The sequence below is a fragment of the Jatrophihabitans sp. genome (genome assembly GCA_036389035.1).
In the GTDB taxonomy this organism is placed as follows: Bacteria; Actinomycetota; Actinomycetes; order Mycobacteriales; family Jatrophihabitantaceae; genus Jatrophihabitans_A.
Window position 1 is genome coordinate 122,590 of sequence record DASVQQ010000008.1, and the last position, 23,995, is coordinate 146,584.

The 23,995-nt window shown below is 70.3% G+C and carries 26 protein-coding genes; 17 read left to right on the forward strand and 9 right to left on the reverse strand.

The features are described from left to right. Positions 1 to 14 precede the first annotated feature (14 nt). The 10 genes from VF557_05675 (at position 15) to VF557_05720 (ending at position 9,162) form a co-directional block, all read left to right on the forward strand. Positions 15 to 518, forward strand: a complete 504-nt coding sequence (locus VF557_05675; GenBank protein HEX8079678.1) for a polyadenylate-specific 3'-exoribonuclease AS — start codon at positions 15 to 17, stop codon at positions 516 to 518. Positions 519 to 604: 86 nt separating this feature from the next. Then, positions 605 to 1,630 (forward strand): 6-phosphofructokinase, encoded by a 1,026-nt coding sequence (locus VF557_05680; protein HEX8079679.1) that lies wholly within the window; start codon positions 605 to 607, stop codon positions 1,628 to 1,630. A 70-nt stretch (positions 1,631 to 1,700) separates the two neighbouring features. Then, positions 1,701 to 3,098 (forward strand): 3-deoxy-7-phosphoheptulonate synthase class II, encoded by a 1,398-nt coding sequence (locus tag VF557_05685; GenBank protein HEX8079680.1) that lies wholly within the window; start codon positions 1,701 to 1,703, stop codon positions 3,096 to 3,098. 14 nt (positions 3,099 to 3,112) lie between these two features. Further along, positions 3,113 to 4,135, forward strand: a complete 1,023-nt coding sequence (locus tag VF557_05690) for a GntG family PLP-dependent aldolase (protein HEX8079681.1) — start codon at positions 3,113 to 3,115, stop codon at positions 4,133 to 4,135. A gap of 64 nt (positions 4,136 to 4,199) precedes the next feature. After that, positions 4,200 to 4,988, forward strand: coding sequence for an SDR family oxidoreductase (locus tag VF557_05695; GenBank protein HEX8079682.1), 789 nt, complete (start codon positions 4,200 to 4,202; stop codon positions 4,986 to 4,988). A gap of 32 nt (positions 4,989 to 5,020) precedes the next feature. Then, positions 5,021 to 5,443, forward strand: coding sequence for a glyoxalase superfamily protein (locus tag VF557_05700; protein ID HEX8079683.1), 423 nt, complete (start codon positions 5,021 to 5,023; stop codon positions 5,441 to 5,443). Beyond that, entirely contained in the window at positions 5,440 to 6,450 is a 1,011-nt protein-coding gene (locus VF557_05705; GenBank protein HEX8079684.1) for an RNA polymerase subunit sigma-70, read from the forward strand. Before VF557_05700 ends, VF557_05705 begins: the two co-directional genes overlap by 4 nt. 25 nt (positions 6,451 to 6,475) lie before the next feature. Next, the gene (locus tag VF557_05710) at positions 6,476 to 7,039 is read left to right on the forward strand and encodes an RNA 2'-phosphotransferase (GenBank protein ID HEX8079685.1); all 564 of its coding nucleotides are present in this window, start codon (positions 6,476 to 6,478) and stop codon (positions 7,037 to 7,039) included. Positions 7,040 to 7,049: 10 nt separating this feature from the next. Next, complete coding sequence (locus VF557_05715; GenBank protein HEX8079686.1) at positions 7,050 to 8,153, forward strand: hypothetical protein; 1,104 nt, start codon at positions 7,050 to 7,052, stop codon at positions 8,151 to 8,153. An 82-nt stretch (positions 8,154 to 8,235) separates the two neighbouring features. Further along, a complete protein-coding gene (locus VF557_05720; GenBank protein HEX8079687.1) occupies positions 8,236 to 9,162 on the forward strand; it encodes a sterol desaturase family protein in 927 nt (308 codons plus the stop codon). Positions 9,163 to 9,195: 33 nt separating this feature from the next. Here VF557_05720 and VF557_05725 read toward each other — a convergent pair whose 3' ends face one another. The 3 genes from VF557_05725 to pknB all read right to left on the reverse strand — a co-directional run bounded on the left by VF557_05725 (position 9,196) and on the right by pknB (position 12,639). After that, positions 9,196 to 9,411 (reverse strand): hypothetical protein, encoded by a 216-nt coding sequence (locus VF557_05725; protein ID HEX8079688.1) that lies wholly within the window; start codon positions 9,409 to 9,411, stop codon positions 9,196 to 9,198. A 129-nt stretch (positions 9,412 to 9,540) separates the two neighbouring features. Beyond that, positions 9,541 to 10,572, reverse strand: coding sequence for a 3-deoxy-7-phosphoheptulonate synthase (aroF, locus tag VF557_05730; GenBank protein HEX8079689.1), 1,032 nt, complete (start codon positions 10,570 to 10,572; stop codon positions 9,541 to 9,543). Positions 10,573 to 10,623: 51 nt separating this feature from the next. After that, on the reverse strand, positions 10,624 to 12,639 hold the full coding sequence (pknB, locus tag VF557_05735) for a Stk1 family PASTA domain-containing Ser/Thr kinase (GenBank protein ID HEX8079690.1): 2,016 nt from the start codon (positions 12,637 to 12,639) through the stop codon (positions 10,624 to 10,626). A gap of 86 nt (positions 12,640 to 12,725) precedes the next feature. Here pknB and VF557_05740 point away from each other — a divergent pair, with 86 nt between their 5' ends. The 6 genes from VF557_05740 to VF557_05765 all read left to right on the forward strand — a co-directional run bounded on the left by VF557_05740 (position 12,726) and on the right by VF557_05765 (position 15,946). Next, positions 12,726 to 13,604 carry a fused MFS/spermidine synthase gene (locus VF557_05740; protein ID HEX8079691.1) on the forward strand — a complete coding sequence of 293 codons (879 nt, stop codon included), beginning with the start codon at positions 12,726 to 12,728 and terminating at the stop codon, positions 13,602 to 13,604. Positions 13,605 to 13,627: 23 nt separating this feature from the next. Continuing rightward, positions 13,628 to 13,966, forward strand: a complete 339-nt coding sequence (locus VF557_05745; GenBank protein HEX8079692.1) for an Rv2175c family DNA-binding protein — start codon at positions 13,628 to 13,630, stop codon at positions 13,964 to 13,966. Between the two features lie 39 nt (positions 13,967 to 14,005). After that, positions 14,006 to 14,413 (forward strand): lycopene cyclase domain-containing protein, encoded by a 408-nt coding sequence (locus VF557_05750; protein ID HEX8079693.1) that lies wholly within the window; start codon positions 14,006 to 14,008, stop codon positions 14,411 to 14,413. Continuing rightward, on the forward strand, positions 14,410 to 14,724 hold the full coding sequence (locus tag VF557_05755) for a lycopene cyclase domain-containing protein (GenBank protein ID HEX8079694.1): 315 nt from the start codon (positions 14,410 to 14,412) through the stop codon (positions 14,722 to 14,724). Before VF557_05750 ends, VF557_05755 begins: the two co-directional genes overlap by 4 nt. A gap of 68 nt (positions 14,725 to 14,792) precedes the next feature. Then, positions 14,793 to 15,386 carry a hypothetical protein gene (locus tag VF557_05760; GenBank protein HEX8079695.1) on the forward strand — a complete coding sequence of 198 codons (594 nt, stop codon included), beginning with the start codon at positions 14,793 to 14,795 and terminating at the stop codon, positions 15,384 to 15,386. Continuing rightward, a complete protein-coding gene (locus VF557_05765; protein HEX8079696.1) occupies positions 15,383 to 15,946 on the forward strand; it encodes a nucleotidyl transferase AbiEii/AbiGii toxin family protein in 564 nt (187 codons plus the stop codon). Before VF557_05760 ends, VF557_05765 begins: the two co-directional genes overlap by 4 nt. Positions 15,947 to 16,179: 233 nt before the next feature. Here the strand turns inward: VF557_05765 and mptB are convergent, their stop codons facing one another. Beyond that, on the reverse strand, positions 16,180 to 17,892 hold the full coding sequence (mptB, locus tag VF557_05770; GenBank protein HEX8079697.1) for a polyprenol phosphomannose-dependent alpha 1,6 mannosyltransferase MptB: 1,713 nt from the start codon (positions 17,890 to 17,892) through the stop codon (positions 16,180 to 16,182). Between the two features lie 31 nt (positions 17,893 to 17,923). After that, positions 17,924 to 19,012, reverse strand: a complete 1,089-nt coding sequence (locus VF557_05775) for a polyprenyl synthetase family protein (GenBank protein HEX8079698.1) — start codon at positions 19,010 to 19,012, stop codon at positions 17,924 to 17,926. A 24-nt stretch (positions 19,013 to 19,036) separates the two neighbouring features. On the opposite strand from VF557_05775, the gene metF reads away from it, so the two are divergent. Next, positions 19,037 to 19,924, forward strand: coding sequence for a methylenetetrahydrofolate reductase [NAD(P)H] (gene metF / locus VF557_05780; protein ID HEX8079699.1), 888 nt, complete (start codon positions 19,037 to 19,039; stop codon positions 19,922 to 19,924). Here the strand turns inward: metF and VF557_05785 are convergent. The 4 genes from VF557_05785 to VF557_05800 form a co-directional block, all read right to left on the reverse strand. Further along, on the reverse strand, positions 19,914 to 20,522 hold the full coding sequence (locus tag VF557_05785) for a GNAT family N-acetyltransferase (protein ID HEX8079700.1): 609 nt from the start codon (positions 20,520 to 20,522) through the stop codon (positions 19,914 to 19,916). The two genes, metF and VF557_05785, sit on opposite strands and share 11 nt — an antisense overlap. Positions 20,523 to 20,532: 10 nt before the next feature. Then, a complete protein-coding gene (locus VF557_05790; GenBank protein ID HEX8079701.1) occupies positions 20,533 to 21,009 on the reverse strand; it encodes a YbaK/EbsC family protein in 477 nt (158 codons plus the stop codon). 118 nt (positions 21,010 to 21,127) lie between these two features. Continuing rightward, positions 21,128 to 21,829 (reverse strand): phosphoadenylyl-sulfate reductase, encoded by a 702-nt coding sequence (locus VF557_05795; protein ID HEX8079702.1) that lies wholly within the window; start codon positions 21,827 to 21,829, stop codon positions 21,128 to 21,130. A gap of 293 nt (positions 21,830 to 22,122) precedes the next feature. Further along, a complete protein-coding gene (locus VF557_05800; protein HEX8079703.1) occupies positions 22,123 to 23,781 on the reverse strand; it encodes a nitrite/sulfite reductase in 1,659 nt (552 codons plus the stop codon). Positions 23,782 to 23,995 lie beyond the last annotated feature (214 nt).

Here is a 23,995-nt window from a genome sequence, read left to right on the forward strand (position 1 = left end):
GAGCCGGCGACGACGTGCGCTACTTCTACGACTGTGAGTTCATCGAGGACGGCCGGACCATCTCACTGGTCTCGATCGGCTTCGTCGATGAGAACGGCCGGGAGTTCTACGCGGTGTCGACCGAGTTCGACCCCGACCGGGCGATCGACTGGGTGCGCAAGCACGTGCTCAGCCAGCTGCCCTCACCCGCTGACCCGGCCTGGCGGTCCCGGGCGCGGATCCGCGATGACCTGCTGGCCTACCTGAGCGAGCCGGGCGAGCCGATCGAGCTGTGGGCCTGGATGGCCAGCTATGACCACGTCGCCCTTGCCCAGCTGTGGGGCGACATGCGCGCGCTGCCCCGCCAGATCCCGCGCTTCACCCACGAGCTGCGCCAGCTCTGGGAGGCCGCCGGCTCACCGCCGCTGCCGGTCGCGGGCGCCGACGTGCACGACGCGCTGGCCGACGCCCGGCACAACCTGGCCCGCTGGAAGCTGATCACCGGAGCCGTCGCCGCCGACCTCGCCGGCGATCGCTAAACTCCAGGCTTTCCGACAGCGCCGTCGATCCTGCTCGCCAGCTACTCGCAAGCCGTCACGTCAGTTGACAGGAAAGGATCGGACAGATGCGCATCGGTGTACTTACCGGCGGGGGAGACTGCCCCGGGCTGAACGCCGTCATCCGCGCCGCGGTGCGCAAGGGCGTCGGGGTGTTCGGCTACGAGTTCGTCGGCTTCCGGGACGGCTGGAAGGGCCCGTTGGAGGGCCTGACCATGCAGCTGGGCATCAGCGAGGTCCGCGGCATCCTGCCTCGCGGCGGCACCATCCTGGGGTCCTCGCGGACCAACCCGTTCAAGATCGACGGCGGGGTGGGCAAGATCCGCGAGAACTTGCACAGCTTCGGCGTCGACGCCCTGATCGCGATCGGCGGCGAGGACACCCTGGGGGTGGCCACCCAGTTGCACGAGCACGGCGTGAACGTCGTGGGGGTGCCCAAGACCATCGACAACGACCTCAACGCCACCGACTACACCTTCGGCTTCGACACCGCGGTGAACATCGCGATGGAGGCCATCGACCGGCTGCACACCACCGCCGAGTCCCACCACCGGGCACTGATCGTGGAGGTGATGGGCCGGCACGCCGGCTGGATCGCCCTGCACGCCGGCCTGGCCGGCGGCGCCAACGTGATCCTGATCCCCGAGCAGCGGTTCTCGATCGAGCGGGTCTGCGCTTATGTGGAAAGCCGATTCGAGTCCCACTACGCGCCCATCATCGTGATCGCCGAGGGCGCGATGCCGCTGGAGGGCGAGATGCGCATCCTGGAGAAGGAGGTGGACGCCTTCGGCCACGTCCGGCTCGGCGGCATCGGCGACTGGCTGGCCTCGGAGATCGAGAGCCGCACCGGCAAGGAGGCCCGCACCACGGTGCTGGGCCACATCCAGCGCGGTGGCACGCCGACCGCCTTCGACCGGGTGCTGGCAACCCGGTTCGGCCTGCACGCCATCGACGCGGTGCACGTCGGTGACTGGGGCAAGATGGTGGCGCTCAGCGGAACCGAGATCGTCCGGGTGCCGCTGGCAGAAGCCACCAAGACCCTTAAAACGGTGCCCAGTGAGTTCTACTCCGAAGCCGAGGTGTTCTTCGGCTGAGCCGATCAGCCTGTCCGCACGAGATCTGTCACCCTGCCCCGTTGGAATTCGCGCTAGGTAGTCTTTCCTTGTGACCTCGACCGTCGATTCCTCCGACGCCGCCGACCTGAACCTGGACGCCTGGCGCGGACTGGCCGCCGCGCAGCAGCCGACCTGGCCGGATCAGGCGGTGCTTCGCGAGGTGGCCTCGCAACTGTCGCAGCTGCCGCCGCTGGTGGTCGCCGACGAGATCGACGCGCTGACGGCCCGGTTGGCGCAGGTCGCCAGGGGCGAGGCGTTCCTGCTGCAGGGCGGTGACTGCGCCGAGACGTTCGCGACCTCGTCGCAGGCCGACATCGCCGGCAAGGTCCGGGTGCTGCTGCAGATGGCGGTGGTGTTGACCTACGGCGCCTCGATGCCGGTGGTGAAGGTGGGCCGGATGGCCGGCCAGTACGCCAAGCCGCGCTCGACCGAGCTGGACGCCTTCGGGCTGCCGTCCTACCGCGGCGACATGGTGAACGAGCTGCACGGCGACCTGGCGGCCCGCACCCCCGATCCGCGCCGGATCCTGCGGGCCTACTCGACGGCCGCCTCGACGCTGAACCTGCTGCGGGCCTACGCCGGCGGCGGGCTGGCCTCGCTGGAGAAGGTGCATTCCTGGAATACCGCTTTCGCCCGCAACACCGAGACCGGCAGCCGGTACGAGCGGCTGGCTGCCGAGATCGACCGGGCCGTCCGGTTCATGCGGGCCTGCGGGGTGCATGACGCGGTGCTGGAGGGCGTCGAGCTCTACGTCAGCCACGAGGCGCTGATCCTGGAGTACGAGCGCGCGCTGACCAGGGTGGAGAACCACCGGGCCTATGACCTGTCGGCCCACTTCGTCTGGGTGGGCGAGCGCACCCGCCAGACGGACGGCGCGCACCTGGACTTCGTCTCCCGGATCGCCAACCCGATCGGCGTCAAGCTGGGCCCGAGCGCGACGCCCGAGTTCGCCGCCGAACTCGTCGAGCGCCTGGACCCGGACGGGGTGCCCGGCCGGTTGACCCTGATCAGCCGGATGAGCAACGTGCTGGTGCGCGACGCGCTGCCCCCGATCATCGAGAAGGTCCAGTCCACCGGCCACCTGGTGGTCTGGCAGTGCGATCCGATGCACGGCAACACCGAAGAGACCGCCGCCGGGGTCAAGACCCGGCACCTGGACCGGATCATCGACGAGGTCGACGGCTTCTTCGACGTGCACGAGCAGCTGGGAACCCATCCGGGTGGCCTGCACGTCGAGCTGACCGGCGACGACGTCACCGAATGCATCGGCGGCACCGGCCAGCTCACCGCCGCGGATCTGGGCAGGCGCTACGAGACGGCGTGTGACCCCAGGCTGAACATCGAGCAGTCCCTGGAGCTGGCCTTCCGGGTCGCCGAGCGGCTGGTCGTCGACCGGCGCAACCGCGAGCTGCGCCAGCACCAGGCCGCCAGCGGAAGGACGGTCTGAGCGCGTTGTCGACAGTGGTGGATCTGCGCAGTGACACGGTCACCAGGCCCTCGGCGGCGATGCGGCGGGCGATGGCCGAGGCCGAGGTCGGTGACGACGTCTACGGCGATGACCCGACGGTCAACGCCCTGGAGGCCGAGGTGGCCCGGATGCTGGGCTACGACGCCGGGCTGTTCACGCCGTCGGGCTCGCTGGCCAACCAGCTTGCCCTGCGATTGCTGGTCAAACCCGGCGAGGAACTCGTCTGCGACCGGATCGCGCACGTCGTGCGGGCCGAGATGGGCGCCGCTGCGGCCTTCTCCGGAATCACCACCCGCACCTGGGACGCGGTCGCCGGCCGGCTGGACCCGGCCGCGGTGGCCGCGACGATCACCCCGAACGCCGGCTGGCACCAGGTCTCGACCACCGCGATCGCGGTGGAGAACACCCACAACTTCGGCGGTGGCACGGTGCAGCCGATGGAGGCCGTCCGGGCGGTGCAGGAGCTCGCCCGGGAGCACGGCCTGGGGTTGCACCTGGACGGCGCCAGGCTCTGGAACGCCCACGTCGCCACCGGGGTGCCGCTGCTGGAACTGGCGGCCGGTTTCGACACCGTCTCGGTCTGCCTGTCCAAGGGGCTGGGCGCCCCGGTGGGGTCGGTGCTGGTCTCCTCGGCCGAGCGGATCGCCGAGGCGCGGACCTGGCGCAAGCGGTACGGCGGCGCCATGCGGCAGGTCGGCATCCTGGCCGCGGCCGGGCTCTACGCCCTGGAGCACAACCTCGAACGGCTCTCCGAGGACCATGAACGGGCCGCCCGGCTGGCGGCGGCGCTGGGCCAGAAGCCGGAGCTGACCGAGACCAACATCGTGGTGCTGCGGGTGTCCGACGCGCCGGCCCTCTGGCAGGCCGCCCTCGACCAGGGAGTGATCACCTCTGCGATCGGGCCGAACCTGCTGCGGCTGGTGACCCACCTCGACATCGATGACGAGGCCCTCGACCGGGCGATCGAGGTGCTGAGCCCGCTGCTGACCGCCGACGGTTCATCGCCGCACCGATGAGTTTGCGCGGTCCCCGACGTTTCACCTGGTGATAGACATCTACAGGGCGAAACGGGGAGACCGGATGAGCAAGCTACTGGCCGGCAGGAACGCGATCGTCTACGGCGGAGGTGGCGGGATCGGCGGCGGAGTCGCCCGGGCCTTCGCCCGGGAGGGCGCGCGGGTCTTTCTGGTCGGCCGGACGCGGGCCAAGCTCGAGGCGGTGGCGGCCGACATCACCGGCCGGGGCGGCGCGGCCGAGACCGCCGTCCTCGACGCCCTGGACGAGCAGGCGGTCGACGAGCACGCCGAGGCGGTGACGGCCGGCGCCGGCAGCATCGACGTGTCGTTCAACCTGATCACCCGTGGCGATGTGCAGGGCCCGGCGCTGCTGGAGCTGACCCCTGATGACCTGCTGCGGGCGGTGACCAACGGCTTGCTGAGCAACTACTTCACCGCGCGGGCGGCCGGTCGGCAGATGATGCGGCAGCGATCCGGGGTGATCCTGCACCTCAACAGCGGCTCGGGCGCCGGCACGACGGCGGGCATGGGCAGCACCGGCCCGGCTGACGCCGCCACCGAGGCGTTCATGCGCCAGCTGGCGGCCGAGCTCGGCCCGTACGGGGTGCGCGTCTGCGGCATCTGGACCGCCGGCGTCGCCGAGACGCTGACCCGAGAGAAACTGGCCGCGGTCGGCGGGCCTGACGGGCCCTCGCCGCAGGATGTTCAGGGCATGATCGCCGGGATGTCGGTGCTCGGCCGCACGCCCAGGCTGGCTGACGTCGCCGAGGTGGCCGCGTTTCTGGCCAGTGACCGGGCCGGCGGCATCACCGGCAGCATGACCAACGTAACCGCCGGACTGGTGCTCCGTTGAGCTCCGGCCGCAACCGCAAAGGAGACATCCCGATGGACTGGAAACTCGAGGTAGTGGTGCTGCCGGTGTCGGACGTGGACCGCGCCAAGGAGTTCTACACCGAGAAGCTGGGCTTCAACCTCGACGTCGACCACGAGATGAATGAGCACTTCCGGATCGTGCAGATGACCCCGCCGGGTTCGGGCTGCTCGGTCACGGTCGGAAAGGGCCTCAGCGACGCCGCGCCCGGTTCGGTGCGTGGCATGCAACTGGTGGTCTCCGACATCGAAGCCGCGCACGCCCAGCTGACCGAGCGTGGCGTGCCGGTCAGCGAGATCTCGCACTTCGACAACGGCAACCGCAAGCCGGGCGTTGACCCTGATCGTCGCGTGTTCAACTCGTTCATCTTCTTCAGCGACCCCGACGGAAACGCCTGGGCTGTGCAGGAGGGTCACCGCGGCACCCCGCCGTCATGACAGCTTCGATGGGTGCGACAGGTCAGGCGGCTTCGACAGGTCAGGCGGCTTCGATAGGTCAGGAGGCCGGGTTCGAGCGGTTGGCGCAGCGGCACCGGCGGGAACTGCACGTGCACTGCTACCGGCTGCTGGCCTCCTACGACGAGGCCGAGGACGCCGTCCAGGAGACCTACCTGCGGGCCTGGCGGGCCCGGGACAGCTTCGAGGGCGATGCGCTGGCCAGGGCCTGGCTGTACCGGATCGCCACCAACGTCTGCCTCGACCTGATCCGGGCGCGTGCCCGGCAGGCGCCGAGGCTGCGGTCGCTGGCTGAGGTCAGCTGGCTGCAGCCCTACCCCGACCGGCTGCTGGACGAGGCGGCGGCCGCCGAGGACCAGCCCGATGCGGTGGCGGTGAACCGCGAGACGATCGAGCTGGCGTTCCTGGCTGCCCTGCAGGTGCTGCCGGCCAGGCAGCGGGCCGCGCTGGTGCTGCGCGACGTGCTGGGACTGCCGGCCGCCGAACTGGCCGAGCTGCTCGACACCACCGTCGCGGCGGTCAACAGCGCGCTGCAGCGGGCCCGGGTGACGATGGCGCGGCACCTGCCCTCGCATCGCGTGGACTGGTCGGCGCGACAGCCCAGCTCCGAGGAGCGGGAACTGCTGGCGCGGTTCATCGACGCCCACGAGCGCTGTGACGCCAAGGCCGTCGCCGCGATCGCCGCAGCCGACATCCGGGTCACGATGCCGCCCTATCCCTGGTGTTTCGACGGGCTGGACATGCTGGCCGTCCTGCTGCAGCGCGCTTTCGGTCCCGACCGCGAGGGCGACTGGCGGCTGCTGCCGACGGCGGTCAACCGGCTGCCGGCTGCCGGCAGCTACCTCAAGCGCCCTGGCGACAGCAAGTTCCGGCCGTTCAAGCTGGATGTGCTGCGGATCGAGGCCGGCGTCATCGCTGAGATCACCACCTTCGGACCGGCAGTGTTCCCGGAGTTGCACCTGCCCGCGACGTGGACCCGCGCGTCCTGAGCCCGGTCGGGGCACACTGGTAAGGGTGGATCCGGTCCGGACCTCGAAGCTGCTCGCACGCGTCCTTCGGCACGATCCCGCGGCGATCGGGATCACCCTGGACCCCGCCGGCTGGGTCGAGGTCGACATCCTGCTGTCGGCTTTGCGCGCACACGGCTACCGGCTTTCGGCGACCGAGTTGCAGCAGCTGGTGTCGGCCAGCGACAAGCAGCGCTTCGCCCTCGATCCGCTCACCAACCGGATCCGGGCCAACCAGGGGCACTCCGTCGAGGTCGATCTCGGGCTGCCGCCCGCGACACCGCCGGCACTGCTCTATCACGGCACGCCTGTTCGCAACCTCTCCTCGATCCTGACCGGGGGGCTCAACCGGGGCTCCAGGCACGACGTGCACCTGTCGCCGGACGTCGAGACCGCCCGCCGGGTGGGCGCCCGCCGTGGCCGGTGCGCCGTGCTGGTCGTCCGGGCCGGGGCCATGCACTCCGACGGCCACCGGTTCAGCGTCTCGGACAACGGCGTCTGGCTGACCAGACAGGTGCCGGCCCGCTACCTGTCCAGGCTGGGCGAGCCGGAGTTCCAGGCCAGCGATTAGGGTCACCGGCATGACGACGCCCGGTGCGATTTCCTGGATCGGCCTGCTGACGCTGATGGTCGACGGTCCCGACCTGCCGGTGCGAGGGGTGATCAGCAGCCGCGAGGGCGCCGACCCGTCCTACGGCTATTTCGGGTGGGCGGCGTTCGCCGGCCAGCCGGTACCGGTCTTCGCCGGCTTCAGCGGCGCCGGCGAGCCGGAGGAACCGGAGGCTGGGGAACCGGACGGCCCGGGGTCTGAGGGCGCCGAGCCCGGGGGCTCTGAGAACGCCGGCGGCTCGACCGTGCCGGAGTCGGTCGACGCCGATGCCGAGCCGGTCCTGACCCGGGCCTGGCGTTCGGGGCGGCGGGTGCGGCTGGAACGACCGGACGGGCGGCCGTCACTGATCGTCGGCGAGCGCAGTTGCTGGCAGTTCCGCGGCGATGACCCGGTGCCGGTGGAGTCGCCCAGCAGCGCGGTGGCCTACCAGGGCAACGGCACCCAGCTGCTGCGCCGCCGCAAGGCAGGCGAGTTCACCGGCGACGACTTCACCCGCCCGACCGGGCCGGTGGGTCAGACCACCTTCCTGGGCCGCGACGCCTACACCGTCGAGCTGGCGCCGCCGGCGCACAAGCCGTTTCCCATCCAGCTCGTCGTGGACGGCGAAACCGGCCTAGTGCTGCAGGAGCGAAACGACGGCTACGGCTCGGTCGACGAGTGGGCCGAGATCGTCGTCGGCGAGCAGCTGGACGACGGGCTGTTCCGCTGGCAGGGCCCGTCCAGATCCGAGGCGGACGAGCGCGCCGAGCACGAGCGGGAGTGGCAGGCCGACCTGGCGCAGCGGACCGACTGGTTCCGCGCCAACGTCACGCCGTTGCCGCTGCGGCTGGAGCTGGACCTGAGCGTGCACGTCCACGTGTACGAGCCGGACGGCTCATTCGAGGCCAGCATCGGCGAGAGCCACCTCGGGATGTTGGCCCGCCGGCCCAGTTCGGGGCAGGACTGGCAGCTCGGCTGGTCCGAGGTGCAGCACCGGTGGTCCTCCGACGGCTGGGACTGGGCACTCAGCATCTACGACGAGGCGGTGACCGAGGCCGGGCTGGCCAGGTTGAAGCAGGCGCTGGGCAGGACGTGAGCCGCCGTTCTGCGTTACTTTGAGCAGTGTTCAGCTACGGTCGGCTGGACTCCGCGGCGAGCGATGGTGAGGGGGTGGCGCGGTGTTAGGTGAGATTCACGACCCGGTGATGTTCGCGATCCCGGTGTTCATCGTGTTCCTGGCCCTGGAGATCATCGCCATCCACGTGCTGCACCACGACCAGTTCGACGTCGGCGGGGGCGGCGCCCAGGCGGTGCGCGGCTACGACTTCGCCGACACCCGCACCAGCCTGACGATGGGCGTCGGCTACGCGGTGGTCAACCTGTTCTGGCGGCTGGTGGTGCTGGTGGTCTACGCCGGCCTCTACGAGTTGACCCCGCTGCGGTTGAGCCCGTACGACTGGTGGACCTGGGTGCTGCTGTTCTTCGCCGACGACCTGGCCTACTACGGCTTCCACCGGGCCTCGCACCGGATCCGGTTCTTCTGGGCCGGCCACATCGTGCATCACTCCTCGACGCACTACAACTTCTCGACCGCGCTGCGGCAGAAGTGGACGCCGATGCTCACGATGCCGTTCTGGATGCCGCTGGCGCTCATCGGCATCCCGCCGTGGATGATCTTTCTCGCGCTGGCCTGGAGCCTGATCTACCAGTTCTTCCTGCACACCGAGAAGATCGCGAAGATGCCGGCCTGGTTCGAGGCGGTGTTCAACACCCCGTCCCACCACCGGGTGCACCACGGCAGCGACGCCGACTACCTCGACGTCAACTACGCAGGCATCCTGATCATCTGGGATCGGATGTTCGGCAGCTTCGTGCCCGAGACGCACCGCCCGACCTACGGCCTGACCAAGAACATCGAGACCTACAACCCGTTCAGGGTGGCGTTCGGCGAGTTCGTGAACATGGGCCGGGACGTGCGCCGCTCACCCGGCCTGCGGGCCAAGCTGGGTCACGTCTTCGGCCCGCCCGGCTGGCAGCCGGCCGGCGTCCGGCTCGACCCGGCGCAACCCGACCCCGAGCAGTTGAGCCCGGTCCGGCGCAGCTGATCAACCGGCTCGCGCTGGTGACAGAACGAGCCGTCAGCTGGGCTCGTCCTCGCGGTCCATCGGGACGACGGTGCCCGGCACCACCGTCCCGGTCGCGTTGGTCCCCTCGAAGTCACTCGGGTCGAGCTCGGGATCGGCGTCGTCGAACTGGTAATCGGACTGCGGCTTGCCGGGGTTGCCGTTCAGCGCGGCGTTCTCGTCGTCGACGCGCGGGTCGCCGTACACGTGGTCGTCAAGCGGGTTGGTCATGCTGCCTCCCGGCGCCGGGCCGGTCGGGGTGACCGGCGGCTGGCCGCTGGCTCGGGCCGCGTCCGACTCTAGCGCGGCTGGTATCGGTTGGGGACGCGGCTGGGACCGCGGCCGGCCCGGCTGGTATCGCTAGCCCGCGTGGGAGGCCGCCGAGGTCCGGCCGAGCAGCGGGGGCAGGGTCAGAACCACCTCGGCCAGCTCGTCCAGCGACGCGCCGTACAGCGCCTGGGCCCCGTCGACCAGCGCGACCTCGGGATGCGGGTGGACGTCGACCATCACGCCGTCGGCGCCGGCCGCGATGCCGGCCCGGGCCAGCGGCACTACCAGGTCCCGCCGGCCGGCCGAGTGCGACGGGTCGACGATGATCGGCAGGTGGGACAACAGCTGCATCATCGGCACCGCCGAGACGTCGAGCAGGTTGCGGATGGTCGGCTCGAAGGAGCGGATGCCCCGCTCGCAGAGCACGATGTCGAGGTTGCCGCGCTGGGCGATGTACTCGGCGGCCATCAGCCACTCCTCGTAGGTGGCCGACAGCCCGCGCTTGAGCATGATCGGCTTGCCGACGCTGCCCACCGCCTGCAGCAGGCCGAAGTTCTGCATGTTGCGGGTGCCGATCTGCAGCATGTCGGCGTACTCGGCGACGAGGTCGACGTCCTTGACGTCCAGCACCTCGGTCACGAACGGCAGGCCGGTCTCCTGCCGGACCTCGGCGAGGATCTTCAGCCCCGCGCCGGCCAGGCCCTGGAAGGCGTAGGGCGAGCTGCGCGGCTTGTAGGCGCCGCCGCGCAGCAGGCTCGCTCCGGCGCGCTTGGCCTGCTGAGCCGCTTCCACCGCCTGCTGGGCCGACTCCACCGCGCACGGCCCGGCGATCAGGGTGAAGGTGTCCGGCCCGATCGGCACCCCGCCGACCCGGACGGTGCTGCGTTGGGTGTGGTTCTCGGCTGCCACCAGCTTGTAGGGCGCGGTGATCCGCTTGGTGTCGACGACCCCGGGCAGGCCCAGGACGTCGATGGTCTCCAGAACCGCCTCGGTGCCGACCACGCCGATGATCGTCCGGGTGACGCCCCGGCTGACGAAGGCCTGGCCGCCGTGGAACTCGATGTTGCGAACCACGGCCTCAAGGTCGGACTCTGTCGCGGCCGGGCCCATCACGATCACCATGCCGCCTAGATTAGTCCGGTGACCCCGCCGTCACGATTGCGAGCTACCGCCTCAGACCACCGTCAGCAGCACTTCGGAGCCCGGTCGCACCTGGGTTCCGGCGCCGGGGTCCATGCCCACCACGGTGCCGAGGAAGCCGCCGAAGGCCCGCTTGATCCGGACCTTGAGGTCCAGCGCCTCCAGCCTGGCCCGGGCTTCGCCGACCGGCGTGCCGTTGCGGATCTGGGGAAGGGTGACCAGCCTCGGACCCTGGGAGATGACCAGGTTGACGGTGCTGAACTTCGCCACCGAGGACTTGGCCGACGGGTCCTGGCGGATCACCGAGCCGGCCGGCACCGTGTCGGAGTAGTCCTGCTGGACGTCGAGCTTGAAGCCGGCCTTGGTCAGGGCGGCGCTGGCCTCGTCCTGGGTCTTGTCGAGGACGTCGGGGACCCGGACGATCGGCGGGCCGGTCGAGACGAAGACGGTCACCACCGAATCCCGCTTGACCTTGCTGGTGGGCCGGGGCTCGGTCCGGATCACCCGGCCGGGGGCGATCTTGCCGGTCTCGTCGGCGGCGTCGCGGCGCACCAGCCGCACCGGTATGCCGGCCAGGGCCTGCTGGGCCTCGCCGTAGTCCCGCCCGGCCACCTGCGGGACGACGAACCGCTCCGGTCCCTGGGAGATCACCAGCCGCACGCTGCGCCCGCTCAGCACGTTGCTGCCGGCGTCGGGCTCGCTGCCCAGCACGGTGCCGGCGGCGACGGTCTCGGAGTACGCCTGGTCGACGGCCGAATCGACGGTGAACCCGGCGCCGCGCAACTGCTGCACCGCCGTGGCGCGGCTGTCACCGGCCACGTCGGGAACCTGGTGGTAACGACCGACCGCCAGGTACCAGGCTCCGTAACCGGTGAGCAGGCCCAGCAGCAGCACGATGGTGACCACCAGGGCGGTCCGCCGCCGGGACCGGCGTCGCCGGTTGTACGCGGGACCGGCTCCAGGCGGCCGATCCCGCCGGTCTGGCCGGTCCGCGCCGTCCGCGCCGTCCGGCTGACCGCCGGCGTAGGAGGATCGGTCCTGCTGGTGCACGGTGGTGTGGTGCAGGTCGGAGGCGGGCGGCCGGGCCGGGGTCGGGGCGGTGGTCGCGGTGGCGCTCTCGGGCATCCGGATCCGCTGGGTGTCGGTGCTGACAGCCGCCGCACCCCCGACGTCCGGCCGGGGCGGCACGCCCAGGACGGGCAGACCCAGGTCGATCCGGGCGTCGTGCAGTTCGGCCAGCAGGGCGCCGGCGTCCAGCGGCCGGCTGGCCGGTTCGCGGTTGGTGGCCCGCAGCACGATCTCGTCCAGCTGAGGGGGGATGCCCTGCCGGCGGGTGGACGGCAGCGGCACGTCGGAGTTCACGTGCTGGTAGGCCACCGCTATCGCGCTGTCACCGACGTAGGGCGCCGCGCCGGTCAGCAACTCGAACAGCACCACCCCGGCCGAGTAGACGTCGGAGCGGGCGTCGGCCGACCCGCGCGAGATCTGCTCCGGCGGGCAGTAGGCGACGGTGCCCATCATCAGCCCGGTGCGGGTGCTGCTCTGGTCCGACTCGATCGCCCGGGCCAGGCCGAAGTCGGCGACCTTCACCGCGCCGTCGTCAGACAGCAGGATGTTCTCGGGCTTGACGTCGCGGTGCACCAGGCCGGCCCGGTGCGCCGCGGCCAGCGCGCCCAGCACCGGCTCCATGATCGAGACCGCCAGCGCCGGCGACAGCGCGCCGCGTTCGCGCAGCAGGTCGCGCAGGGTCCGGCCCCGCACCAGCTCCATCACCAGGAAGACATGGCCCTCGTCGGTGCCCTGGTCATAGACGGCGACGGCGTTCAGGTGCGACAGCCTGGCCGCCACCCGCGCCTCGCGAGCGAACCGATCCGCGAACGCCGGGTCCGTCGACAGGGCAGCCGACATCACCTTGACCGCAACCGGGCGGTCAAGGCGCTCGTCCAATGCGCTGTACACGGTCGACATGCCACCCCGGGCGAGCTGGTGGAGAATCCGGTAACGACCTTCCAGCACACGGCCGACGATCCGATCAGGAGCCGTCTGCACGCCGCAATTCTAGGTGGCGACCAATAACGGTCGGGCATCGCCGCGCGGCGGGCCCGGGCCGCGATGGCGACAGTAGGGTTGGTGCCATGCCAGCTCAGGGGCGATCGCGGCGGCGGGCCGGCGCGAGCGCCGGCGATCCGGCGCCTGCCACGAGGCCGCCCCGGCCGCGGATCGAGCTGATCGCCGATGACGAGCATCCCGGCGGCACCATGCTGGTGATGGACGACGTCCGGCAGTCCTACGTCGACCTCGACGACCCGACCTACCTCGACTTCGAGTACGTCCAGTACTTCGCCAGCGTGTTCGCGACGCTGCCGGCCGGTCCGCTGGCGGTCACCCACATCGGCGGCGGCGCCCTGACCATGCCGCGCTACCTGCAGGCCTGCCGGCCCGGCTCGCCGCAGATCGTGCTGGAGCCCGACGCCGAGTTGACCGAGCTGGTCCGCAGCAGGCTGCCGTTGCCGCGCGAGCACCGGATCCGGATCCGGCCGCAGGACGGCCGCGCCGGGCTCAACGCGCTGGCCGAGGCCAGCGCCGACGTGGTGGTGCTCGATGCCTACGCCGACGGCCGGGTGCCGGCCGCCCTGACCACGCTGGAGTTCTTCACCGACGTCTCCCGGGTGCTCAGGGCCGACGGGCTGTTCCTGGCCAACCTGGTCGACGAACCGGGCCTGCGCTACCTCGGGCGGGTGCTGGCCGGCCTGCGCGAGGTGTTCGGCGAGCTGGCCCTGATCAGCTCCAACGACGTCCTGAAGGGCCGCCGGTTCGGCAACGTGGTGCTGGCCGCCTCGTCCGGGCCGCTGGACGTGGCCGAGCTGCGCCGCCAGATCGCCCGGCAGCCGTTTCCGGCCGGCGTCCGCGACGACGCGCAGTTGGCCGCCCGCTACGGCACCGCCCGGCCCTGGACCGACGCGGACTCCTCGGTGTCGCCGGAGCCGACCCGGGACGGCTGGCGGATCCGCTGAACCCCGCATGGCAGGCTGGTCACATGCCTGAGGACCACGAGCTGATACCGCTGCCCGACGTCGCCGAGCTGCTCGGGATCTCGATCATCAAGGTGCACCAGTTGCTCAAGGACGGCCAGTTGGTGGTGACCACCGACGACCAGGGGCGCCGGGTGCTGCCCCGGGTGTTCGTGGCCGGTGGGACGGTTCTCAAGGCGTTGCCGTCGGTGATCACCCTGCTGCGCGACGGCGGTTACTCCGATGCCGAGATCATCGACTGGATGCTGCGCCCTGACGACTCGTTGCCGGGCACCCCGGCGCGGGCGCTGGCCGAGAACCGGGGCACCGAGATCAAGCGGCGAGCCCAGGCGGCCGCGTTCTGATGCCGGCCTCATGCGCCGGCTGACTTCGCTGGCGGCCTCGTGCGCCAGCTGAGCTATCTGGCGGTGCTCGCGGCCTGCCTGCTCGGCACCCTGCCGTTGGAGCTGGTGCTGCGGGTCAGGGTGTACGCCCGGTGGCGCCGGCTGCTGGCCGCGCTCGTCCCCGGCCTGGTGCTGGGGGTGGCCTGGGACCAGTACGCGGTCCGCAGCGGGCACTGGTACTTCGACCCGCGTTCGGTGATCGGCCTCGAGCTGTTCGGGTTGCCGGTGGAAGAGGTGCTGTTCTTCGTGGTGATCCCGATCTGCGCGATCCTGACCCTGGAGGCGGTCGCGCGCCGCCGGCCGGGCTGGCTGATCGGCGACGAGCCGGCTGAGCGGGTTCCCGCGGAAGGCTCGAACAGCTCGAACAGCTCGAACAGCTCGGACTACTCCGACGGTTCGGCGCGGTGAGCTACACCTGGCTGGTGGTCCTGGCGCTGCTCGGCACCGCCGCCTGGGACCTGCTGGTGCTGAGGACGCGGCTGCTGCGCCGCAAGGCGTTCTGGGTCGCCTACGCCATCATGGTCAGCTTCCAGTTGCTGGTGAACGGGTTGCTGACCGGCCTGCGCATCGTCCAGTACGACCCGGACACCATCCTCGGCCTGCGGCTTGCCTACGCCCCGGTGGAGGACCTGGGATTCGGCTTCGCGCTGATCCTGCTCACCCTGTCGTGCTGGGTGGCGCTGGGACGGCGAGGCAACCGAGGACAGAAATTACAGTAAATATTTAGTTCTTGGTAAGCCTGGTGTAGCTAACTAAAGTCGATATTGAGTTGCTGTAAGCTTGAGATGTGTCGGACCGGGTAAGCCTTCGTCGAAGGCTCAATGAAATCGCCTTCCAGCAAGCTGGTTACTTCACCGCGGCCCAGGCAAAGACGGCTGGGTACAGCTATCAGGCGCAGAACTACCACGTGAGTCGGGGTAACTGGGTTCGGATCGACCGTCGGATATTCCGGCTCGCTGAATGGCCGTCCTCGGCCGATGACGTCTACGCCCGTTGGTGCGTATGGAGCGAAGGCCGGGGAGTGATCTCACACGAATCCGCCGCCGCTGTACACGAACTGGGCGACCTGGACCCGAACCTCGTCCACCTCTGCCTGCCGGGCTCACGCACTTCACACACCGGGGTAGTCCTGCATCCAGATCGGCTGGAGCGTTCGGATATCGAGGACCGCGCCTCCTTCCGGGTGACCACCCCGGCCCGAACGCTGCTGGACCTGGCGTCGACCCACACGAGTCAGGAGCAATTGACTACGGCCGTCCAGGACGCCCTGAGCGCCGGGCTAGTCACTGCCACTACGTTGCGCCGGCGCATGGACGACTTCGGTCCCGTGGCCGCGCTCCGGCTAGAACGGGCCCTAGCCACCGAGCCGGCGACGACATGAGCCCGTCCACTGCCAGCGCGATGCGCGCGGCCCTCGACGCGCGGATTATCAGCCAGGCCGGTGAAGGCGGCATGGCTGCCGGACGCCTTCGTAGGCGATTGGTCTTTCAGCGAGTGATTCGCCGGCTCGCAGGAGACTCCCATTGGGTCCTCAAGGGTGGCTACCTGTTGGAAACCCGCCTCGCCGCGGGCGCTCGGACGACCCGTGACCTCGACTTGGCAAGTAAGGAGGCCGGTGACCTGGGAGTGTTGCGAGAGGCGCTGGAGTCGGCGCTGGACCGCGATCCCGATGACGACTTCTTTCGATTCAAGGTGACTCATACCGTGCGGCTTGGCGCGAACCAAGCTGGCCAGGGCGGTTGGCGTTTCAGCGTGGCGGCGATGTTGGCCGGCCGGGTATTCGACCAGGTGCGGATCGACATCGTCGAACGAGTCACCGAGACAGTAGGCGGTACCGAGTTCATCGAACTGCCCTCGCCGATCACCGGCGTGCACTTCGCGCCGGCCCGCGTGCTCACTGTCGATGTGCACAGCACGCTGCTGAGAAATTTCATGCTTTGAGCCGGACCTATTCAGGTGAGCGACCGAGCACTCGTGTCAAGGACCTGGTGGACGTGCTGCTGCTTCATGATGCCGGCTTGCTTCCAGATCCACGGCTGGAAGCCGGATACGGGCGGTCTTCCAATCCCGGGATGGCATGGTTCCGCCACCTGATCTTCCCGAACCACCCGCCGCCTGGGGCCGGGACTACGCGGCCTTGACAGCAGAAACCCCGGTATCGGCAATGACGTGACCTATCGCCTGGCTCGATGGACCCAACGGATCTGGGACACGCCGGAGCGCGACCTAGGATCGTTCGGGCGCGCGACGCCTGCCGTCGCCGGATCAAGGATCTCCACTTCGTCATGGATCTCCGGTTCGGGGGAGCGCTGCGCGACCGGGCCGAGCAGCGCCCGGGTCGCCAGCACCGCGACCAGCACCGCCGGAACGTAGACCGCCATCTCCAGGCTCGAGCCCATCGGACGGGTGAGCAGCGTCAGCGCGATCGAGGCGGCGGCGATCCAGCCCAGCTGCCGGGGGGCGAGCAGGAACACCGCCGCGATGGTCAACGACCAGCTGAAGTACCAGGGCTGAACGGCCGGCCCCAGCACCACCACGGCGGCCAGGGCCAGCGCCAGCAGCTTCAGCGCCGAACCGCGCGTCGCCCGGAACCAGAGCACCACCAGCAGCACCCCGCTGACGATCAGGCCGACGTTGCGGAAGTCGCGCACCGTCGCGTCCACCAGCGTGCCGGCGTGCTCGGCGCCGATCGCGGCCCGGTAGCCGACGGCCAGCATGGTCGGGATCGACATGAAGTTGATCACCGGCACCCCGGAGCTGACCTGCCGCGCCCAGCCCAGGCCGACCCCGGCGACCAGCGACACCACCGCGAACACCGGCAGCGCGACCGCCGCGGCGATCGCGCAGTGCCTGACCCAGTCCCGGCGGCGCAGCCCGGACCGGCCGGGGCCCAGCTCACCCGCACCCGCTCGGCCGGCCAGGTAGATCGGCACCGCGAAGGCCACCGCCACCAGTCCCGGTGACTTCACCGCCGCCGCCAGCGTCATCAGCGCCACCCCGGCGACCAGGTCGCGCAGGCCGGCCGTCGGCCGGGTCACCAGCACCAGCCCGGCCACGATCAGCGCCACCATCACGGCGTCGTTGTGACCGCCGCCGACCGCGTGCACCAGGATCAGCGGGTTGCCGATCGCCAGCCAGAGCGCCAGGTCGGCGCGCTTGCCGTACCGGCCGGCCAGCACCGGCAGCAACCAGGCGGTCAGCGCGATCGCGGCGAACGGCAGCAACCGCAGCAGCAGCACGCTGATCATCGCGTGATCACCGGTCAGCGCGGCCACCCACTTGGACACCGCCACCCACAGCGGGCCGTACGGGGACGGGGTGTCGACCCACTTCCAGGCGACGTTGTCGAGGAACTTGCCCAGATCCACCAGGGGCAGGTCGGCCGGGGTGGTGGTGTACGGGTCCAGCCCGTGCCGGGCCAGCTGAGCCTGGGCGGCGTAACTGTAGAGGTCCGAACTGGCCAGCGGCATCCCGCACACCAGCGGGACGCTCCAGCCGACCAGCATCCGGCGCAGCGCCGACGTCGGAACCAGTTGAGCGATGCTGGCGCGCTCACCGCGGGTCGAGCCGGTCAGCAGCAGCCTGCCCAGCAGCAACCAGGCGATCACCACCAGGACCAGGCCCAGGTAGTGCAGTGCCAGGGCGGCGTGCAGGCCTGGCTGGCCGTGTCGCAGCAGGCCCAGCACCGGTATCAACCGGGTCGGGTCGTTGGCGGGCAACGCGCCGGCGCCGAAACTGCCCAGCGCGATCATCACGGTGCCGAGCAGGCCGGCCCGGCCGATCTGGCGCAGGCCCCAGCCGTCGATCGCCCGGGCGAACCAGCGCAGGCTGACCGGCACCGGCGCCGGCGACGACGCTGGTGCCTCCCGCTGGGCGCTGGCAGTCATTCCCTCATCGTGGCAGATCCGGGCGGGGGTTCTACGACGTGCGGTGCGCGGCGGCCTGGGCGAGTTGCAGCAGCGCCTGGGCGGCGGCCGGCTGCAGGGATCCGCCGGCCAGGCAGCGGGCCGCCGCGGCGGCCCGTTCGCTGATCCGCTGCTCCACCCGCTCCGGCGCGCCGGTCTGGCGCAGCACCTCGCGCAACCGCGCCACACCGTCGGCGGTGAGCGCCGGATCGCCGATTCCGTCCTGCAGCAGCGCCCGCTGGGACGGGTCCGCCGCCTGGTGGGCCAGCGCCACCAGCAGGGTGCGCTTGCCCTCCCGCAGGTCATCGCCGGCGGGCTTGCCGGTCTGGGACGGGTCGCCGAACACCCCGAGCAGGTCATCGCGCAGCTGGAAGGCCTCACCGATCAGCAGACCGTAGGCCGACAGCACCTCCACCAGCTCGGCCGACCCGCCGGCCGCGCCGGCGCCGAGCAGCAAGGGCCGCTGCACGGTGTACTTGCTGGTCTTGTACTCGACCACCCGCAACGCCTCGTCCGGGTCGAAAGCGCCCCGGGCCTGGGCCAGCATGTCCAGGAACTGTCCGGCGACGACCTCGGTGCGCATCAGATCGAACTCGGCCGTCGCGGCCCGGGCCCGGTCACGGGGCAGGCAGCCGATGGCCGCGGTGAACAGCTCCTCCGACCAGGACAGCAGCAGGTCTCCCAGCAGGATCGCGCCGGCCGCGCCGAAGGACCGCCCCGAGCCGGGCCAGCCCCGCTCGTGATGGAACTCACCGAAGCGGACGTGGGCTGCCGGCTGGCCGCGACGGGTGTCGGAGCTGTCCATCACGTCGTCGTGCACCAGCGCGCAGGCGTGCAGCAGTTCCAGGCCGGCAGCGGCCCGGACCAGCTCGGCCTCACCGGCGGCCCCGGCCGGTTGGACGCAGCGCCATCCCCAGTAGGCGAAGGTCGGGCGCAACCGCTTGCCGCCGGTCAGCACCGCGGCGCGGGCCGCCTCGGCCAGCACGCTCAGGTCGGCCGAGACCTCGGTCAGCAGGCCAGCCCGATCGGTGAGAAAGGCCGACAGCTCGGCGGCGATCCGATCGGTCAGGGTGGCAGGGCTCGGGTCAGGACGCTCAGCCACAGCAGCGGACACTACCCTCATGGCATGGCGCGCACGGTGAGGGACAGCTTCAAGGCCGGCAAGCCGACTTTCTCCTTCGAATTCTTCCCACCGAAGACCCCGGAGGATTATCGGCTGCTCTGGACGACGATTCGCGAACTGGAGTCGCTGCGTCCGGACTTCGTCTCGGTCACCTACGGGGCCGGCGGGGCCACCCGGGACCGCACCATCGAGATCACCGAGCGGATCGCCACCGACACCACCCTGCTCCCGGTGGCGCACCTGACCGCGGTCGGGCACTCCATCGCCGAGATCAGGGCCATCGTCGGCCGGCTGGCCGACGCCGGCATCTCCAACGTCCTGGCGCTGCGCGGCGATCCGCCGGGTGACCCGCTGGGCGAGTGGGTCCCACATCCGGAGGGCCTCAGCTACGCCGGTGACCTGGTGAGCCTGCTACGCGCGCACGGCGACTTCACCGTCGGGGTGGCGGCCTTTCCGTACAAGCACCCGAGGTCGGAGTCGATCGAGCAGGACACTCTGCGCTTCGTCGAGAAGTGCCGTCGCGGAGCCGATTACGCGATCACCCAGATGTTCTTCGAGCCCGAGCCCTACCTGCGGCTACGTGATCGGGTGGCGGCCGCCGGCTGTGACGTGCCGATCATCGCCGGGCTGATGCCGGTCACCAACATGGGCATCATCAACCGCTCGGAGCAGTTCAGCGGCGCGCCGTTCCCCGCCGAGCTGGGCGCCAGGTTCGCCAAGATCGCCGAGGACCCCAAGGCGGTGCGCGAGCTGGGCATCGAGGAAGCCTCGAAGCTGGCTCACCGGATGATCTCCGAGGGCGTTCCGGGAATTCACTTCTACACGTTGAACCGGTCCCGGGCGACCCGCGAGGTGTGGGCCAACCTGATGCCGGCCATGGTCAGCGACTGAGCGCCGCCTGCTCACCGGCCCGGGAGCCGGCCGGCGGCGGAAACGGCAGCCGGGCCCCGAGCACCCCGAACGGCCGGTGGTCGCCGGGGAACAGGTGGTTGCGAGCCAGGTCGTGGAAGCCCAGCCTGCGGTACAGCCGCCAGGCCCGGTTCTCGCCCTCGGGCGTGGACAGCACCATCGTCCGGTGCGGCAAGCCGTCGGCCAGCGATCGCAGCAGCCGCTCGCCGAGGCCGGTTCCCTGCGCGGGCGGGGTGACGTGCAGCTCGGAGAGCTCGAAGGCGTTGCCCAGCCAGTGGTCGGGGTCGCCGGCGATGGCGCGCAGCACCAGGTCGTGCCACCACTGGCCCGGCAGGCTGGTGTAGCCGTAGGCGAAGCCGAGCATCTTTCCCTCGGGGTTCAGCGCAGCCCGGCACCGGAATGAGTCGAAGCCGGCGTGCCTGCGCATGTGGGCGCCGCGCTGCGATCCGCTGGCGGCGGGGTAGCCCATCGCGGCGACGTAGATCGCCATCGCCTCGTCCACCCGGAGCGACAGGTCCGACCGGGGCACGTCGACGACGGCGATCGTCGACGCGGCGCCGGCTCCGGTTGGCTGTGCCATGGTCAGCACATTAGGCGACTGCGACCGGCTGGGCCGACGTCAGGGCCAGCAGGTCGGGATAGCTGATCGGAAAGACGGCGTGCGGGATGCCGCCCGCCGCCCAGATCTCGGGGAAGTCAGCCAACGCGGTGTCCAGCAGGGTCCGGATCGGCCGCGGATGGCCGATCGGCGCGACGCCTCCGATGCGCTGGCCGGTGGCGTCGCGGACGAACTCGGCGGTGGCCCGCACCAGCTTGGCGGTGCCCACCAGCGCTGCGACCTTGGCGGTGTCGACCCGGTGCGCGCCACTGGTCAGCACCAGCAGCGGGGCGTGCTCGGCGGTCGTGAAGATCAACGAGTTCACGATGGCCGCCACCTCGACGCCGAGCTGATCGGCGGCGGCGACCGCCGTCGGGGCCGCCTCGCCCAGGATCCGCACCCGGCCCGGCAGGCCGGCGTCCCGCAGGATCGAGTTGATCAGGACGCAGTTGGGGTGCAGGTCGGCCACGCTGCCCGACACTACGTGGACGGGGCGCGGGGTGGGTGAGGCGTGCGGTGGGCGCGAGCGGGCCTTCAGCCCCAGTTGTCGCGACCCCAGAGATGGGGCTCAGGCGCGTCGCGGCTCGCTAGCTGTGCAGGCCGCACTCGGTCTTGGCGGTGCCGGCCCAGCGACCGGCCCGGGAGTCCTCGCCGGGCAGCAGCCTGCGGGTGCACGGCGCGCAGCCGATCGAGCCGTAGCCGTCGCTCAGCAGCGGGTTGACCAGCAGGCCGTGCTCGGTGATGTAGGAGTGGACGTCCTCATCCGACCAGGCCGCGATCGGGTTCAGTTTCACCATGTCGTGCTTGGTGTCCCATTCGATGACCCGGGTTCCGGCGCGGCCGGCCGAATCGGCTCGGCGCAGCCCGGACGCCCAGGCCCGGTACGGGGCCAGCGCCCGGTTCAGCGGCTCGACCTTGCGCATCGCGCAGCAGGCGCCGGGATCGCGCTCGTGCAGCCGGGGGCCGAACTCGGCGTCCTGCTCGCTGACACTGCGCAGCGGCAGGACCGTGCGCACCGAGACCGGCAGGACGGCGGGAATGGCGTCGCGCATGCCGATGGTCTCGGTGAAGTGGTATCCGGTGTCGAGAAAGACCACGTCGACCCCGGGCAGCACCCGGGATGCCAGATGGATGAGCACGGAGTCGGCCATCGAGGACGCGACGCACCAGGCGGCGCCGAAGTGCTCGACCGCCCAACCCAGGATGTCGGTGGCGGGGGCCGAGTCGAGCTGGTCACCGGCGCGCTCGACCAGCAACCGCAGGCTGGTCAGGTCCACCTCAACGTTCATGGCTGGCTCTTCGCGAAATTCGCGGGCGTTCCGTCGTAGCGGCGATTGCGCTGACGGAATAAAGGATCCGTTCATATTCAATTTCTCCTTGCACGTGCTGCGCTCAGCTAGGCTGCGTCGTCCAGTCAGCAGCGATGCCGAGGTAATTAAGGGAAAAGACCCGCTGGCAGGCACCGCAGCGCCACTGGCCATGCGTCTCACCGAATGGTCTGAGGTCCTCATCGGCGCAGTAAGGACAGTAGAACGGCGCGGCGCGCTCGGTCATCGCGTCACCGCCGACGGCGCCTGCCGGCTCACAACAACCAGTCCTCTTCGGCACGGCTGACATAGCCGGCAAAGGATTCGCCTGCCGTCCGCCGGTCGAGGTAACCGGTCAGAATCCGTTCGGCGTAGTCCGGGGCCTGCTCGGCGGTCACCTTCAAGCCTCGGAACTTGCGGCCGAACGCGGCTTCACTGCCGAGCTGGCCACCGAGATGGACCTGGAACGCCTCGGCGTCGACGAACGAGCCGTCCTCGGCCTTGACCTTCTGCACGATTCCCTTGAACCCGATGTCGGCGACCTGGAACCGCGCGCAGGAATTCGGACAGCCGTTGACGTTGATCGTGATTGCCGTGTCGAAGTCAGGTAATCGACGCTCGAGCTCGTGCCGGATGGTCTCGGCCCGGCCCTTGGTCTCGACCAGGGCCAGCTTGCAGAACTCGATTCCGGTGCAGGCGATGGTGCCACGGTGGAACTTCGTGGGCCGAGCCGACAGGCCCAGCTCCTGCAGGTGCCGCACCACAGCCTCGGTCGACCCGGCTGGCACGTCCAGCAACACCAGACCCTGCTGGGCGGTGGTGCGGATCCGCCCGCCGGCCAGCGAGTCGGCCAGCGCCGCCACCTTGGTCAGCGCGGTGCCGCTGGTGCGTCCGGAGTCGGTGGTGGCCCCGACGGCGAAGCCCCCGTCCCGCTGGGCGATCACGCCGATGTGATCGCGGTGCGCCGGCGAGCTGTCCGGCGCCGGCCCGTCGGGCAACTTCCGGCCGAGGTATTCGTCTTGTAGGACCTGGCGAAACTTCTCCACACCCCAGTCGGCCAGCAGGAACTTCAGCCGCGCGTGGTTGCGCGAGCGCCGGTAGCCGTAGTCCCGGAAGATGCCACAGACGCCACTCCACACCTCGGCCACTTCCTCGGACCGGACGAAGACGCCCAGCCGCTGGGCGAACATCGGGTTGGTGGACAACCCGCCGCCGACCCACAGGTCGAAGCCCGGCTCGTCGTCGGCGTCCCGCACGCCGACGAAGGCGACGTCGTTGATCTCGTGGTTGACGCAGTGCTGGGCGCAGCCCGAGATCGAGGTCTTGAACTTGCGCGGCAGGTTGGAGAACGCCGGATCGCCCACGTACCGCTCGATCGTTTCGGCCAGTGCCGCTGAGGCATCGGCGAGGGCGTCAGCGGCGACGCCTTCCAGCGGGCAGCTCAGCATCACCCGAGGGGTGTCACCGCAGGCCTCGGTGGTGTTGAGCCCGACCGCTTCGAGTTGCTCCCAGATCGCCGGCACGTCCTCGATCCGGATCCAGTGCAGTTGCACGTTCTGCCGGTCGGTGATGTCGGCCAGGTCACGGCCGTAGCGGGTGGAGATCTCGCCGATCACCCGCAACTGCTCGGAACTCAGCCGGCCGCCGTCGATGCGGATCCGGAGCATGAAGTACTTGTCCTCAAGCTCTTCGGGCTCCAGGATCGCCGTCCGCCCGCCCGGGATTCCCTGGGCGCGCTGGGTGTAGAGGCCGTACCAGCGGAACCGGCCTCGCAGATCTCCGGGATCGATGCCGTCGAACCCGGTGTGCTGGTAGATGTCGATGATCCGCTGCTTGACGAGCAAACCGTCGTTGTCGCGTTTACTGCGCTCGTTGGGGTTCAGTGGCTCGCGGTAGCCCAGCGCCCACTGACCTTGCCCTTTTCCCGCTGCCATTGCGGCCGCTTCCCTTCATGATTACCCCACGGTGGGGCGAGAAAAATCCGAAGAAGGGATGCTCAACAGGTCGCGCCGGCCACCCGAAGCAAATCGATGTGGCGGCGCGAGGTCAGCAGGAGCAGAACTGGGCGCACGACTACATGGTTTCACACTTGGGGCGCTGCTGCGAAAAATCACGCCCGCCAGAAGTGATCGGGCGCCCGGGACCGGC

Excerpts from the sequence above, each read along its gene's own strand:
- VF557_05705 (HEX8079684.1), top strand. The coding sequence starts at position 5,440 with ATGACAGCTTCGATGGGTGCGACAGGTCAGGCGGCTTCGACAGGTCAG.
- VF557_05700 (HEX8079683.1), top strand. The coding sequence starts at position 5,021 with ATGGACTGGAAACTCGAGGTAGTGGTGCTGCCGGTGTCGGACGTGGAC.
- VF557_05695 (HEX8079682.1), top strand. The coding sequence starts at position 4,200 with ATGAGCAAGCTACTGGCCGGCAGGAACGCGATCGTCTACGGCGGAGGT.
- VF557_05715 (HEX8079686.1), top strand. The coding sequence starts at position 7,050 with ATGACGACGCCCGGTGCGATTTCCTGGATCGGCCTGCTGACGCTGATG.
- VF557_05725 (HEX8079688.1), bottom strand. The coding sequence starts at position 9,411 with ATGACCAACCCGCTTGACGACCACGTGTACGGCGACCCGCGCGTCGAC.
- aroF (HEX8079689.1), bottom strand. The coding sequence starts at position 10,572 with ATGGTGATCGTGATGGGCCCGGCCGCGACAGAGTCCGACCTTGAGGCC.
- metF (HEX8079699.1), top strand. The coding sequence starts at position 19,037 with ATGGCGCGCACGGTGAGGGACAGCTTCAAGGCCGGCAAGCCGACTTTC.
- VF557_05785 (HEX8079700.1), bottom strand. The coding sequence starts at position 20,522 with ATGGCACAGCCAACCGGAGCCGGCGCCGCGTCGACGATCGCCGTCGTC.
- VF557_05745 (HEX8079692.1), top strand. The coding sequence starts at position 13,628 with ATGCCTGAGGACCACGAGCTGATACCGCTGCCCGACGTCGCCGAGCTG.
- VF557_05740 (HEX8079691.1), top strand. The coding sequence starts at position 12,726 with ATGCCAGCTCAGGGGCGATCGCGGCGGCGGGCCGGCGCGAGCGCCGGC.
- VF557_05765 (HEX8079696.1), top strand. The coding sequence starts at position 15,383 with ATGAGCCCGTCCACTGCCAGCGCGATGCGCGCGGCCCTCGACGCGCGG.
- VF557_05795 (HEX8079702.1), bottom strand. The coding sequence starts at position 21,829 with ATGAACGTTGAGGTGGACCTGACCAGCCTGCGGTTGCTGGTCGAGCGC.
- VF557_05800 (HEX8079703.1), bottom strand. The coding sequence starts at position 23,781 with ATGGCAGCGGGAAAAGGGCAAGGTCAGTGGGCGCTGGGCTACCGCGAG.
- VF557_05680 (HEX8079679.1), top strand. The coding sequence starts at position 605 with ATGCGCATCGGTGTACTTACCGGCGGGGGAGACTGCCCCGGGCTGAAC.
- mptB (HEX8079697.1), bottom strand. The coding sequence starts at position 17,892 with ATGACTGCCAGCGCCCAGCGGGAGGCACCAGCGTCGTCGCCGGCGCCG.